The sequence below is a fragment of the Thermoanaerobacterales bacterium genome, assembly GCA_030019475.1.
Taxonomy (GTDB): Bacteria; Bacillota; Desulfotomaculia; order Desulfotomaculales; family JASEER01; genus JASEER01.
This window is the reverse complement of the sequence record JASEER010000047.1, coordinates 1-14246: the sequence shown is the minus strand read 5'-3', so window position 1 is coordinate 14246 and position 14246 is coordinate 1. Positions and strand designations below refer to the sequence as shown.

The 14246-nt window shown below is 63.3% G+C and carries 11 protein-coding genes; all 11 read right to left on the bottom strand.

All coding sequences use genetic code 11. The features are described from left to right. Nucleotides 1-2662, bottom strand: a 2662-nt coding sequence (gene fdnG, locus QMC81_10470; GenBank protein MDI6907889.1) for a formate dehydrogenase-N subunit alpha, incomplete at its 3' end; no start/stop codon positions are given. Nucleotides 2663-3067: 405 nt separating this feature from the next. Continuing rightward, nucleotides 3068-3712 carry a redox-sensing transcriptional repressor Rex gene (locus tag QMC81_10465; GenBank protein MDI6907888.1) on the bottom strand — a complete coding sequence of 215 codons (645 nt, stop codon included), beginning with the start codon at nt 3710-3712 and terminating at the stop codon, nt 3068-3070. A gap of 108 nt (nt 3713-3820) precedes the next feature. Further along, nucleotides 3821-4483, bottom strand: a complete 663-nt coding sequence (gene rpe, locus QMC81_10460) for a ribulose-phosphate 3-epimerase (protein ID MDI6907887.1) — start codon at nt 4481-4483, stop codon at nt 3821-3823. Further along, nucleotides 4483-5373 carry a ribosome small subunit-dependent GTPase A gene (rsgA, locus tag QMC81_10455; protein ID MDI6907886.1) on the bottom strand — a complete coding sequence of 297 codons (891 nt, stop codon included), beginning with the start codon at nt 5371-5373 and terminating at the stop codon, nt 4483-4485. Before rsgA ends, rpe begins: the two co-directional genes overlap by 1 nt. An 8-nt stretch (nt 5374-5381) precedes the next feature. Continuing rightward, nucleotides 5382-7190: a PASTA domain-containing protein gene (locus tag QMC81_10450; GenBank protein ID MDI6907885.1), complete on the bottom strand. Its 1809-nt coding sequence runs from the start codon at nt 7188-7190 to the stop codon at nt 5382-5384. Next, complete coding sequence (locus QMC81_10445; protein MDI6907884.1) at nt 7187-7915, bottom strand: Stp1/IreP family PP2C-type Ser/Thr phosphatase; 729 nt, start codon at nt 7913-7915, stop codon at nt 7187-7189. Before QMC81_10445 ends, QMC81_10450 begins: the two co-directional genes overlap by 4 nt. Then, complete coding sequence (gene rlmN / locus QMC81_10440; protein ID MDI6907883.1) at nt 7912-8961, bottom strand: 23S rRNA (adenine(2503)-C(2))-methyltransferase RlmN; 1050 nt, start codon at nt 8959-8961, stop codon at nt 7912-7914. Before rlmN ends, QMC81_10445 begins: the two co-directional genes overlap by 4 nt. 11 nt (nt 8962-8972) lie before the next feature. Next, the gene (rsmB, locus tag QMC81_10435; protein MDI6907882.1) at nt 8973-10337 is read right to left on the bottom strand and encodes a 16S rRNA (cytosine(967)-C(5))-methyltransferase RsmB; all 1365 of its coding nucleotides are present in this window, start codon (nt 10335-10337) and stop codon (nt 8973-8975) included. Nucleotides 10338-10418: 81 nt separating this feature from the next. After that, entirely contained in the window at nt 10419-11375 is a 957-nt protein-coding gene (fmt, locus tag QMC81_10430) for a methionyl-tRNA formyltransferase (GenBank protein MDI6907881.1), read from the bottom strand. A gap of 73 nt (nt 11376-11448) precedes the next feature. Next, nucleotides 11449-11910, bottom strand: coding sequence for a peptide deformylase (gene def / locus QMC81_10425; GenBank protein MDI6907880.1), 462 nt, complete (start codon nt 11908-11910; stop codon nt 11449-11451). Between the two features lie 25 nt (nt 11911-11935). Continuing rightward, complete coding sequence (gene priA, locus QMC81_10420; protein ID MDI6907879.1) at nt 11936-14137, bottom strand: primosomal protein N'; 2202 nt, start codon at nt 14135-14137, stop codon at nt 11936-11938. Nucleotides 14138-14246: the final 109 nt, after the last annotated feature.

Here is a 14246-nt window from a genome sequence, read left to right as displayed (position 1 = left end):
TCTGCTGCTTGGAGAGCAGGTTCTTGACCGGGCTCTCCACCGGCTCGTAGTGCTCGGGGAAGGGGCCGTCCTTCAGGCCGTTGGCAAAGAGGCGGCTGACGCCCTCCGGCTGCATGATGAACGGGGTCTTGCCGCTCTTGTCGGGCGGTATCGGCTCCTTCGTCTGCGGGTCGGCGGCGCCGAAGTCCGGCACGTCGTTGGTGATCCACTTCCTACCGTCCCACTGCACAAGGGCGCGCTTCGGATCCCACGGCTTGCCCGCCGGGTCGCAGGAGGCGCGGTTGTACACGATGCGCCGGTTCACCGGCCAGGCGAAGGACCACTTCGGGTAGAGTCCCAGGCCGCTCTTGTCGCTCCGGTCGCGGCGCTTGCAGTTCGGCACCTTGAGGTCCTTGTCCTCGGCGAAGTAACCGCCGTAGATCCAGATGCCGCAGGCCGTCGAGCCGTCGTCCTTGAGACCGGCGAAGCTCGCCAGCGCCTTGCCGTCGGCCACGGTATAGCCGTTGATCTCGAGCATGATCTTCTCGAGGTTCGGCTCGTCTCCATGACCGCCCTCGTAGTTCCAGGTCATCTTCAGGATCGGGTCGGTGAACTTCCCGCCCTTGGCGTACTCGGCGCGGATCGCCCGGAAGAGCTTGTCGCAGATCCAGAGGTCGCTCTTCGAGTCGCCCAGCGGCGGGATGGCCTGCCAGCGGAACTGCGCCCAGCGGCCGCTGTTGGTAATGGTGCCTTCCTTCTCGTAGGAGCCGCAGGCCGGGAGGAAGAAGACCTCGGTCTTGATGCTCTTCGGATCCGCGCCGGGCCGCTTCCAGAAGGCCGCCGTCTCGGTCTCGACCATGTCCACGGCGACCATCCAGTCGAGCTGTTCCAGGGCCTTCTTGGCCGCCGCCGCTCCCGGGCCGCCGACCGCCGGGTTCTGGCCCCAGGCGAAGAAGCCCTTGATGCGGCCGAGGGACATGTCGGCGAAGATGGCCATGTGGGAGTGGTCCTTGCCGTCCAGCTTGGGCAGCCAGTCGTAGCAGAAGTCGTTCCCCGCCGTGGCGCTGTCGCCGTACCAGGCCTTCAGCATGGAGACCAGGAACTTCGGCTTGTTCGACCAGTACCCGGTCTTCGGAGTCTCCTTTTCGTTATACGCCTTCAGGTTCGGGTGCAGCGGGGCGCTCGGGCAGTTCAAGTAGCCGGGGATGTAATGGTAGAGCATCGCCATGTCGGTCGAGCCCTGGACGTTCGACTCGCCGCGCTGGGCGTTGACCCCGCCGCCGGCGATCCCGATGTTCCCGAGCAGCAGTTGCAACATAGCCGTCGCGCGCACGTTCTGGGCGCCGTAGCTGTGCTGCGTGATCCCCATGGCGTAGATGTAGTTCCCTGCCTTGTCCGGCCGGCCCGTGCCGCAGTATGCCTTGGCGACCTCGATGAACTTATCCTCGGGGCATCCCGTGATGTTGCATACCGTCTTTACGTCATAACGGGACAGATGCTTCTTCAGGAGCTGGAAGACACAGTTCGGATCCTGGAGGGTCGGGTCCTTCTTGATCTCTTCCCCGTCCTTCTGGTACTGCCAACTCTTATTGTCGTAGGAGGCCGGTTTGTCTCCTTCTTTCGCCTTGAAGCCCGAAAAGACGCCGTCGTTGTCACCGGGCAGCTTAAAGGACGGATCGATCAGGTAGGACGCGTTGGTGTAGTTTACGACATAGTCATGGAAATACAGGTTGTTCTGGATGGCATAGTTCATCAGGCCGTTCAGGAAGGCGATGTCGGTGCCGGGCCGGATGGGGGCGTAAATATCGGCCATGGCCGCGCTCTTGGTGAAACGCGGGTCCACGACGATGATCTTCGCGCCTCGATCTTCCTTTGCCCGCGTGATCCAGCGGAAGGCCATAGGATGGTTTTCCGCCGGGTTGGCGCCCATAATCAGAAAGACATCGGTATTCTTATAATCCACAAAGTGGTTGGTCATCACGCCCCGACCGAAACTGTTGGCCAGACCGGCCACAGTGGTCGAGTGTCAGAGGCGGGCGTGGTGGTCGATGTTAATGACGCCGAGGGCGCGGTACATCTTGTGGAGCAGGTAGTTCTCCTCATTGTCCAGGGAGGCGCTTCCCAGGTGAGCGATGGCCTGGGTCCGGTTGACCGGGACCTCGACCTCCTGCTCGTTGCCGTCCGCGTCTTTGACTTTGACCTTCTGGGTGGATTCCCAGTTCTCATCGCGGGTTTTCTTTACCCTTTTGGCGATCTCCGCGACGGCCCACTCCCATTCCTTCTCTTCCCAGCGGTCACTACCGGGAGCCCGGTAAAGGACTTTCGTAACGCGCTGCGGATTGACTACGCGCTGTCTGTTCTCATCTGTAATATAGGTCAGGTCCGAAATGGACATGCCCTTTGGACACAGGGAGCCCTCATTGATTGGGTGGTCGGGGTCGCCCTGGACATTGATGACCACCTTATCTTCCTGGGTGTGTACGATGATCCCGCACCCACAGCCGCAGTACGGGCAGATGGTGGCGGTCTCCTTCGCGAACTTCAGCTTGAACGGGCCGGGGAAATTAACGTCCTTGGGCGGGTAAGCCGCCGCGTACGCTCCGTCGGCCCCGCCAAACAGCGATAGACCCGCAGCGCCGATTCCGAGGGACTTCAGGAAATCCCGTCTGCTGATTTTTTTCATACTAAACCTCAAGACCCCCCTTCAAATCTGCTTGTCTGAAGGTTAATCAGTTATCTGGTGAGTGTTCTCGCCCTCCCTCCGTCAGCTTTGTAACAAGAAGCACAAGGGGGCTTGTTCCGTCCGCTACGCCATCGCATTCACTATAGCATGGCGAAAAAATCAATGTCAATACAGCCCTCATGCGGCTCCCGGGTACTTTCTGACAATTTTTGAAACCGTAAACCGGACTCCACTGGAAGGGACACGACCGCGCAAAACCCCCCGAGGCAACCGGACACCCGCATCGCGTCGGCCCCGCGGGAATGTCTTCCCTGTAACAAAGTGAAAACCGGGATTCGCCCGGTTTTCATCCTTAGACATATTACTTTTCTATTAACTATATTAACTGTTCTGATTTCGAGGCCCTTAGAGAGCGGCATGCATCTCGCGGAAGGTCAGATTGAAGGTCAGGATTTCCAGTTTCACCGCCAGGTCGACATTACGGACGATGACATCCTCCGGAAGATCGAGGACGACCGGCCCGAAGGTCAGAAGCGCCTGAATACCGGCCTTGACCAGGGCGTCCGCGACCTCCTGCACCGCCGTTTCCGGCACGGCGATGATCCCCAGCCGGATATCGTGGTTGGCGGTGACCTCCGGCAAACGTTCCAGGGGCAGGACCTCCAATTCCTGAATGCGCTTACCGATCTTCGTGAGGTCGTTGTCGAAAACGCCGATGATATTGAACCCCCGGTCTTTAAACCCGCGATACGTGCAAAGGGCCGTTCCCAGGTTGCCCGCACCGACCAGGACGACCGGCCAGGGTTTGGTCAATCCAAGGATCTTCAGGATATAGTGGATGAGATCCTTGACGTTATAGCCGACCCCGCGCGTACCGAACTCGCCGAAATAGGCCAGATCCTTCCGTACCTGCGCGGGACTGACCCCCACCCCTTTGGCGATTTCTCCGGAGGAGACTGTGATAATCCCCTTTTTCTCCAGCCGTTCAAGGAACCGCGAATAAATGGAAAGCCTTTGAATCGTCGCCTCCGGAATCCTTAGCGCCTTCACCCCGGGAAGCCCTCCTTAAAGTTCTTTGCCAAGAGCAAATTTATCATCTTTCAAGTACATCATTATACATAGCCCTTTACCGAGGGTCAATGCATTTTGTTAAAAAAATCACGATTGGCCGGCCGCAGTTCGCAATGCACGGATCGCCTCCGCCGGTCCGGCCGGGGAACGGAAGACGGCCGACCCGGCCACGAGCACGTTCGCCCCCGCCCTCACGGCCGGCGGCGCCGTGCGCGGGTCGATACCCCCGTCTACCTCAATATCCGGCATAAGTCCCCGTGTGGCCAGCATCTCCCGCAACGCGGCGATCTTCGGCAACACCTCCGGGATAAACGATTGTCCCCCAAACCCGGGGTTGACGGTCATCAGTAAGACCTGGTCCAAGAGGGGCAGGACATGGTCGACCATGGCCAGGGGCGTGGCCGGATTGAGGGCGACACCCGCCCTGCGCCCGTATCCGTCCCGGATCAGGCGCAGGGCCCGGTCCAGGTGACGGGTGGCCTCGGCATGAACCGTAATAAGATCGGCACCGGCCTCGGCAAAGGCCGGGATGTAGACCTCGGGGTTCTCGATCATCAGGTGCACGTCGAAGACCAGCCGGCTGGCCGGCCGCAAAGCGGCCACCACGGCCGGCCCGATCGTCAGGTTGGGTACGAAATGGCCGTCCATAACGTCAATATGCAGGTACTCCGCCCCGGCCTCCTCGACCAGTTGCACGTCCGCCCCGAGCCGGGCGAAGTCCGCGGAAAGGATGGATGGCGCCAGTTTGATCATTTTGGAAATCCCCTTTCGCTTTCGGCGACTTCACGGAGGAAGGCGAGGTAATCTTCATAACGCTGGGCGGCAATGAAACCGTTACGCACCCCGTCCTTAACGGCGCAGTCCGGCTCCTGGTCGTGCAGGCAGCCGTTAAAGCGGCAATGTCCGATAAACGGTCGCATTTCGGGAAAGCAGCTTGCCAGCTCCTCGCGCGACAGGCGGGGCAGGTACAGGCGGGAAAAACCGGGCGCATCCACTACCCAACCGCCGGAGGGCAGGGGAAAAATCTCGGCGTGGCGGGTCGTGTGGCGCCCCCCTCCCAGCTTGCGGCTCACTTCACCGGTCTTGACCCGGGCGGCGTCCGGTTCGGACAGCAAATGCCTCAGGATACTGGACTTCCCCACGCCCGAAGGCCCGGCAAGCACCGACAGGCGGCCGGCAAGGGCCGCCTTGAGTCCGGTCAGGCCCTCCCCCGTAACCGTGCTTGTCAGCAGGACGGGGTAGCCTGCCAGGCGCAAACCTTCAATCCAGGGAGCGTCCCGCTCCCCGGGTCCGGCCAGGTCGGTCTTGTTCACGACCACAAGGGCCCCCAGGTTCCGGGCCTCAGCCTGCAAGAGCAGGCGATTGACGAGTTGTGACACGGGTTCCGGTTCGTGAAACGAGGCGACAACGGCTACCTGATCCACATTGGCGACTGATGGACGAACCAACTCCGAGCTGCGGGGCGCGACGCGGGCAATCAGCCCGTTCCCGTCCGGCAGAACATCCATCTCCACCCGGTCCCCGGGGAGGACCGGTCCCCGGGCCTTGACCCGCCCCCGGAGCCTGCAGGTGTAAATCGTGTCCCCGGCCTGGACGTAGTAATACCCGCCGTAGGCCTTGAGAACCGTCCCCGTAATCATCGGCCCCCCTATTGGACCACCGACTCCTCTACCGGCTTTCCGTCTACCAGCACGCGGATGGTTGCCTGCCCGTAGTATTCCACAGTCCTAACCACCTTTTCGCCGCCGGCGTGGGTTCCCACGTAAGCGTCCCGTATGCCGCCGGCGTCCTCCACGGTAATTCTCAATTCATGCGTCCGCCCATCCCGCGGGAGCAATACCCGCACCGACTGCCGCTTTGCGGTGGGACCGGGGCCGGCGCTGACCGTCAGGCGCACCTCGGCGCCCCCCCTCACCTGGTTCCCGGCCGCCGGGTCCTGCGCAACAACCGTCCCCGACAGGTATTCATTGCTTGAAACCGTCTTCAGATCCCCCGCCAGCACCAGTCCGGCCGCACCGATCCGCTGCCGGGCGGTGCTGATATCGAGGCCGACCAGGTTGGGCATCGCAGTGTAAGCCTCTTTAGGTCCCTTACTCACGTACAGGGTGACTTTACTCCCCCGGGGCCGGTCGGTGTTCCCCTCCGGATCCTGGCGTACCACCGATCCCACCGGGACCAGTTCGTCATGGACATCCTCGCCGACGGCGACCTGGAACCCCGCATTGCCCAGCAGCAATTGGGCGTCACCCAGGGGGCGGCCGGTCACGTCGGGCAGGCGAACAAGTTCCGGACCCTTGCTGACCGTCAAAAAGATGGTCCGTCCCTGCTTGACCTTGGTATGAGGGCTCACATCCTGGCTGATTACCCGGCCTTTGGGGACCGCCGGATCAAAGGCCTCTGAGATATCAACCCGGAGGTGACGGGACTCGAGGGCCTGCCGCGCCTCCCCTGCCGTCCGTCCGATCACGTTCGGGACCTCGACCTCCGGAACGTCGACCCAACTGCTAAAAGCCAGGATCGCTCCCGCGAGTGCCAGTATCAGGACGGCCGCCGCCGCCAGCCAGACCCTGGGGCTGACGTGCCGCCGCTTGTTTATCACCGGCTCGAAAACCATCGTCGCCGAATCGGCTATCGCCACTCCCTCGGGGATCGCCTTCTTAAGGTCGGCCGCGAAGTCACGCGCCGTCGCATACCGTTCGGCCGGCTTTTTGGCGATGGCCCTGAAGACAATCCGCTCCAGTTCCTGAGTTACCATGGCGTTTCGCTGCCGAAGGGAAGGAGGCGGTTCCTGGATATGCTTCAGAGCCACGGCTACGGGGTTGGCCCCCGTGAAAGGGACGGACCCCGCCAGCATTTCATACAGAACGATCCCCAGGGAGTAAATGTCGGACTCCTCGTCGGCGGCGTCCCCCCGCGCCTGCTCGGGGGAAATATAGTGCACCGAGCCCACCAGGGCGTTGGAGTTGACCAGGGTCGAGCCGCCGGCCTCGCGGGCGATCCCGAAGTCGGCCAGTTTGGCCAGGCCGTTTTTCGTGATCAGGATGTTGTGCGGTTTAACGTCCCGGTGGATGATGTGGTGCTGGTGCGCGTGGGTCAGGGCCTCACAGACCTGGAGGACGATGGCCGCCGCCCGCGGAGGCGTAAGGCAGCCTTCGCGCCGGATGATGGTCTTCAGGTCCTCCCCGTCGACATACTCCATCACCAGGTAATGGGTATCACCCTCCCGCCCGACGTCATACACGTTGACGATGTTCGGATGGGAGAGGCTGGCCACCGCCTGGGCTTCGCGATGGAAGCGGGCCACGAACTCCTCGTCGGCCGAGAACTCGGGCCGGAGGACCTTCACGGTCACCGGACGCTGCAGGACACGGTCTTGCCCCTTATAAACGACGGCCGTCCCGCCGCCTCCCAGTTGTTCCACTATTTCGTAACGCCCGCCGAGGATCTTCCCGATCATTCCTCGATCACCACGACAATCAGCGTAATATTATCCGTGCCGCCCCGGGCGATAGCCTTTTCGGCCAGCTGCCGCGCCGCCGTGGAAGGGTCTGCCGTCGCGCCGACCGTTTCCAGGATCTCGTCGTTCGTAACAAGGTTGGTTAAACCATCGGTGCAGAGGACCAAGCGGTCACCCATCCGCAGAGAGCGGGTCTGCAGATCCACCGAAAGGCTTTCCTCGGTCCCCAGGGCGCGGGTCAGGACATTGCGGAGCGGGGAGGCCTGGGCGTTATCATCCTCCAGCCGCCCCTGTTTGGCCAATTCATGCACAAGGGAATGATCTTCGGTTAGTTGTTCGATGATCCCGTTGCGAACACGGTATATACGGGAATCGCCGACGTGGGCCAGGAACACCCGCCCCCCCTGTAGCAGGCAGGCGGAGAGGGTCGTACCCATCCCCTGGCAGTCGGGGTTGGCCTGTGCCTCGGCCCAGACCCGGCTGTTGGCCTCCTGCACCGCTCCGGCGAAAGAGGCCGCCACGTCTTCGCCCCTGCCGATCCTCTCCAATAGCTCCTTTTCCAGCACCTGCAGCGCCAGCCGGCTGGCGATTTCACCCGCCCGGTGCCCGCCCATGCCGTCGGCCACCGCGAAGAGCCTTATCGCGGGGTTGACACGGAGATAGTCCTCGTTCTTCGTCCGTACCAGGCCGGTCTCGGTCACCGCACCCCACATGATCCCCTTCACGCCGGTTCTTCACCCCTTCCCGGCCCGCGGCGCCGGCGCAACTGACCGCAGGCGGCGCCTATCGCCGCCCCCATCTCCCGCCGCACGGTGACCGCCATACCCTGCCGTTCAAGGATACGGCGAAAAGCGTTTACCCGTTCGGCGCCCGGCGCCGTGAAACCCCTTTCCGGAACATCGTTTACCGGGATCAGGTTTACGTGCCCGAGGATTCCCTTCAGAAGGGCACCCAGTTGGAGGGCATGCCCGTCACTGTCGTTGACCCCCTTGATCAGCGCGTATTCAAACGTCACCCGGCGTCCTGTGGCCCGGGCATAGTCCCGGCAGGCCGGAATCAGCTCCTCCAGGGGATACCACCGGTTTATCGGCACCAGCCGGTCCCGCAATTCATTATTCGGGGCGTGCAGGGACACGGCCAGAGTCAAACCAAGGCGGTATGACGCGAGGTCACGGATGCGCGGTACAAGCCCGCAGGTCGAAAGGGTGATGCGCCGCGGGCTGATGCCCAATCCGTACGGGGCGCTCACATTCTCCAGGAACACAAGCACTGCCGCCAGGTTGTCCAGCGGTTCCCCGATCCCCATCAGCACGATGTGTGTGGCCTGTTCACCCTCACACCGCCGCACCGCCAGGACCTGGTCGTAAATCTCGCCCGCCGTGAGGTCTCTCACCCGCCCCCCGAGGGTCGAGGCGCAGAAGGCGCATCCCATACGGCAGCCTACCTGCGTTGAGAGACAAACCGAACGCCCGTAGTCGTGTCGCAGGAGGACGGTTTCCACCCCCTGGCCGTCGGCCAGGCCGAAGAGGAACTTCACCGTCTCCCCGTCGGGCGCCGCCAGGCGCTCCAACAACTCGAGGCGTGTAATCACCGCCCGTTCATTCAGCATTTGCCGTGCGGCCAGCGGCAGGTCGGTCATTTCCTGGAAGGACAGTGCGCCCTTCTGCCAGAGCCAGACCGCCAGCTGCCGTGCACGGTAACGCGGCCAGCCCCAGGAGCCGACCAACTCTTCAATCCCCGCCAGGGTCATACTCTTGAGATCGGCTGGCACTGGATAAACACCTAGACCTTCCGCCGCCGCATGCGGGCGATAAAGAACCCGTCGGTCCCTTGCACGTGCGGGTACATGGTGACGTGCCCGCGTGCCAGCAAGGCCGGTTCCGCCAACCCTCCCGGCAGGAAAGGGCCCAGGTCCTCCAGGACGAAATCGGGGTGCCGACCTAAGAAATTCTGCACCTGCCCCAGGTTTTCCTCGTGCGTAATGGAACAGGTACTATATACCAAAACGCCGCCGGGGCGTACGCAGCGCGCCGCGGCCTGCAGAACGGCATCCTGCAGCCTGACCAGAGCCGCCATCTGCGCCGGCTCTTTCCGCCAGCGGGCATCCGGCCTGCGCCGCAGAACGCCCAAACCCGAGCAGGGTGCGTCTACCAGGACGTAGTCCGCCCATTCGGTGAAAGCACCCGGGATGTCCCGGGCATCCTTCAGGACGGCCTGCACACTCGTGACGCCTAACCGTCGGCAGTTCTGCCGGATCAGCTCCAGTTTATGCGGGTGGACGTCAAGGGCCATAACCGTACCTTCATCCCGCATCAACTGCGCGAGGTGGGTGGTTTTCCCCCCGGGGGCGCTGCAGACGTCCAGGGCCCGGCTGCGAGGAACAGGGTTTACGGCATGGGCGACCAGCATCGAGCTTTCGTCCTGGACCTGAAAAAGCCCTTCCTGGAAAGAAGGCAGGGCATGGAGGGAGTAGAACCCCTTTATCTCCAGCCCTTCGGGGGCAAACCGGGTCTTTTGCACCTGCAGTCCCTCGGCCTCCAGACGCTCGGCAAGGGCCTCACGGGTAATGCGGAGGGTATTGGTCCGGACCGTGTTCGGGGGCGTGATGTTGTTCGCCCGGCAAAGGGCGATGGTACCCTCTATCCCGAACTCATCCAGCCAGCGCTCGACAATCCAGGTGGGATGCGAGTATTTTAGGGAAATATGTCCTACCGGATCCTCCTCCAGGGAAGGGAACACAATCTCCTCCCGGTGCCGGATAATGTTTCGCAGGACGCCGTTGACAAATCCGGCGGTCCCCGGCGAGGCGTATTTCTTGGCCAGCTCCACCGCTTCATTGCAGGCCGCCGGCGGCGGGACACGGTCCATATAAAACAGCTGGTAGGCCCCCTGGCGAAGAATATTACGGACCCAAATGTTCTGTGCGGCCAGGGGCTTTTGTAGAAAGCGGGAAATGATCCAATCGAGGGTATTGAGGGTGCGCACGGTGCCGTAGGCCAATTCGGTGGCAAAGCCGCGGTCCAGCTTGGACGGCTGGTGTTCCTCGAGCGCCCGGTTCAGGGCGAGGTTGGCGTACGCGCCGTCGGCCTCGACCGCCTTGAGTACGTGCAGCGCGATCTCTCTGGCGCCTATGGCTTCGGGTTTCACAGGTTCCAACACTACAGCCCTCTCAGTGTATAGTAATTAGGCCTCTTCGAGGCCGAAATCAGCTCATCTTGTTCGCGGAATTTACTCGCTTCGGTCGCCATGCACCCCAAGGGTGCTGCCGACAATCTCCGGGTGGCCGCGGAGGAACGAGCGGCCGTCCACCCGCCGCCCGCCCGCCAGCTGCAGTTCGCGCAGGATGAGCCATCCATCGCCCGCGGCGACGACAAGGTCCTGTGAAGGACCGTGAGCGGCCACCAGTCCGGGGGCCCCCTCTCCGGGACCGCTCTCCAGGACCGCCGTGCGCCATACTTTCAGGACGCGTCCGTCCCAGGTGGTCCGGGCTCCGGGCCTCGGATCCAGGCCCCGGACCTGGTTATGAATCTCACGCGCCGGACGGCGCCAGTCGACGACCTCGTCCTCCGGCGAGATAGGCGGAGCGTAAGTCGCCCGGCTGTGGTCCTGCGGAATACGAAACGCGTACCCGTCGGCCAGACGCGCCAGGGTCCGGACGAGCAGCCGCGCCCCTTCTTCGGCCAGGCGGTCGTGAATGGCGCCCACATTGTCATCGGGGCCGATGGGTACGTGGACCTGCAAAAGCATATCCCCGGTGTCCAGCCCCTCGTCCATGAACATCGTCGTCACCCCCGTTTCCGGTTCCCCGGCCATGACGGCCCGGTGGATGGGAGCTGAGCCGCGGTACTTCGGCAGCAGGGAGGCATGAACGTTAATGCAGCCCAGGGGGGGAATGGCCAGGACGGCGGGGGGCAGGATCTTCCCGTAGGCGACCACGGCGATAACCTCGGGGACGAGGCCGCGGATGAGTTCAACCGCTGCCGGGTCTTTCAGGCTTTTCGGTTGCAGAACGCGCAGTCCTTTTTCCTGCGCAAACACCTTTACCGGCGGTGAGGTCAGACGCTTGCCGCGTCCCTTGGCCCGGTCGGGCTGGGTGACCACGCCCACGACGTCAAGCCCCGCCTCAAGCAAGGCCCGCAGGCTGGCCACGGCGAATTCAGGGGTCCCCATAAAGACAACGCGCAATGTGCTTTCACCTTTAAGTACATGAAATTAGGCCGCTAATTACGTACTCCGAAGGAGTGTTAATTTCAGGATCTTAAATGGCCTTGTCCCGGCCTATCTTTGTCGCGCGGTCGATAAACAGGATGCCGTCCAGATGATCGATTTCGTGCTGCAACGCGCGCGCCAGGTAACCCTCGGCGCGCACGGTGACAGCCCGGCCGTCCTGGTCCAGGCCGCGAACCTCGACCTGGGCGGCACGTTCCACCTCGCCCCAGACCCCCGGGATAGAGAGGCAGCCCTCAGTCCCCGCATCCCGGCCGGCGAAGGCGGTGATCTCCGGGTTGACCAGGGCCAGCCGCTCGTCGTTCATTTCTATCACGATCAGCCGCTTCGAGACCCCAATCTGCGGTGCGGCCAGGCCGACGCCCCCCGCGGCGCGCATGGTGTCGAACATGTTGTTCAGCAACCTCTTAACCTGCAGGGTCACCGCTTTCACCGGCCGTGCCTTCTCACGCAGCACGTCGTTGGGGTACTTTACGATCTGACAGACGGCCAAGGTTACCTGCCTCCCGGTCAAAGGTTCACAGTATCATCTGCGGGTCCAGGTCAATGCTTACGTGCACCCGCCGCCGGTATGAATTCGCGAACGTCTCCGCCGCTTCCTGCAAGACCCGTGCCAGGTCCATGCGGCCGGCCGCCTTGCAGACCAGGTGCCAGCGGTACTGGTCCTTGATCCTGGCCAGGGGCGCCGCCGACGGCCCCATCGCCGTAAGGGCGGGATCCCGCACAAGGCCGGCGAACCGTTCGGCCGCGGCCCTTGCCTCCCCCTCGTCCCGGCTGCTGAACAGGACCCTCGCCAGGCAGGTGAAGGGCGGGTAACCAAGCTGCCGGCGCAAGCCCATCTCCTCGATGAAAAACCGCTCATAGGCGTGCTGCGCCGCGGCGCGGATGCTGTAATGGTCCGGAGAGTAGGTCTGCAGAACCACCTCCCCGGGCTCCCCGCCTCTCCCCGCCCGCCCGGCCACCTGCGCCAGAAGCTGAAACGTACGCTCCGCGGCCCGGTAATCGGGCAGCAGAAGGCTGGTGTCGGCGTTAACCACGCCCACCAGGGTTACCCCGGGCAGGTCCAAGCCTTTGGCCACCATCTGGGTCCCGACCAGAATGTCGGCCTCTCTGTCACGAAAGGCCTTTATGAGGCGTTCGTGGGCCTGCTTGCGGGTCATTGTGTCGCTGTCCATGCGCAGCACCCTCGCCTCCGGGAAAAGCCGCCGCGCGTTCTCCTCGACACGCTGGGTGCCGGTGCCGAAGTGCCCCAGGAACTCCCCGGCGCAGGCCGGGCAGCGGCCGGGCAGCCGGACCTGGTAACCGCAATAGTGACAGCGCAGGAACCCGTCACGGTGATAAGTCAAGGTAATGGCGCAATGCGGGCATTTGAACGCGTGTCCGCACTCCCGGCAGAGGATGACCGTCGCATACCCCCGCCGGTTAAGGAAAAGGATGACTTGCTCCCGCCGGGCAAGCCTCTCCCTTATTTTATCCACCAGGAACCGGCTGAAGACGGTCCGGTTTCCGGACCTGTATTCCTCACGCAGGTCGACAACGGAGACGGACGGCATCGGCCGGTCGTCGATGCGCCGGGGAAGCTTCAACAGCCGGCAGTTCTCTCCCTTTACCGCCTGGGCGTAGGCCCTCAGGGACGGCGTGGCCGAACCAAGCACGACCACCGCCCCGTGGGTTTGCGCCCGGCGGAGAGCCACGTCGCGGGCATGGTACTTGGGATCCTCATCCTGCTTGTAGGAGGGTTCGTGTTCCTCGTCGATAACAATCAGCCCGAGCCCCGTAAGGGGAGCGAGTATGGCCGAGCGGGCGCCCAGCACGACCGGCGCTTCCCCCCGAAAGGCGCGCCGCCACTCGTCGTGGCGTTCGCCCGTACCCAGCCGCGAGTGCATCACGGCCACCCGCCGCCCGAAACGGCCCTTGAAGCGTTCCACCATTTGACCGGTCAGCGAGATTTCCGGCACCAGGACCAGGGCCTGGCGGCCCTGATCCAGGCACTCGCCCACCGCCCGCAGGTAAACCTCGGTTTTCCCGCTGCCCGTAACGCCGTGCAGAAGGAAGACCTCTTTCCGGCAGCGGCGCAAAGCGCCCGCGATGGGCTCCAGCGCCGCCTCCTGCGCGCCCGTCAGGCGAGGCGGGTCGCAGGGCTCGGGCGTCAAGTAGGGATCCCGCTCCACCACCCGCCGCGTAATGGAAAGCAAACCCTTCTGCATCAGGCGGTTGACCACTCCGGGCGAGACCTCGGCCCGCGCCGCCAGTTCCGCCCTGGTCAGGCCGGGGTGGGAAGCCGCCAGTTCCAGAACCCGGGCCTGTTTCGGGGATTGCCGGCGCAGGTCCCCCAGGTCCACGTCCTCGGAAGGGTTGGGGTATACCTCGTCGCGGAACAGAGGAACGGCGTTCCGCCCCGGGGCCGCGACGGCCCGCAGGGCCTCACTGACCGTGCACAGGTAGCGCCGTGCCACCCAACAGGCCAGGTCATAGAGTTCCGCGGTAAAGGCCGGCTGCTCATCAAGGACATCCAGGATATCCTTTACCGGCACGACAGCCGCTGATGCCGCCACCCCGATCACGTAGCCCGCAAGCTGCCGGCGCCCGAAGGGGACCAGGACCTTGACCCCGGGCCGGACCCTTCCCCGCAAAGGTTCAGGTATCCGGTAGTCGTAAACCCGGTCAACCCTTATCAAGGGCAGGTCAACGATGACCTTAGCGAAGGCCGGGCTGTCCACCTGGCACACCTTCCCGCCGCAACTCCGCCACCGCATCCAGTATGCGGTGGGCCACATCCCTCTTGCTCATTTCCGGCAGCCTGATCATCCTTCCATCCGGATACACCAG

Coding starts and splice junctions, on each gene's coding strand:
- rsgA (MDI6907886.1), bottom strand. CDS start 5,373: ATGATTACGGGGACGGTTCTCAAGGCCTACGGCGGGTATTACTACGTC.
- QMC81_10450 (MDI6907885.1), bottom strand. CDS start 7,190: ATGATCGGGAAGATCCTCGGCGGGCGTTACGAAATAGTGGAACAACTG.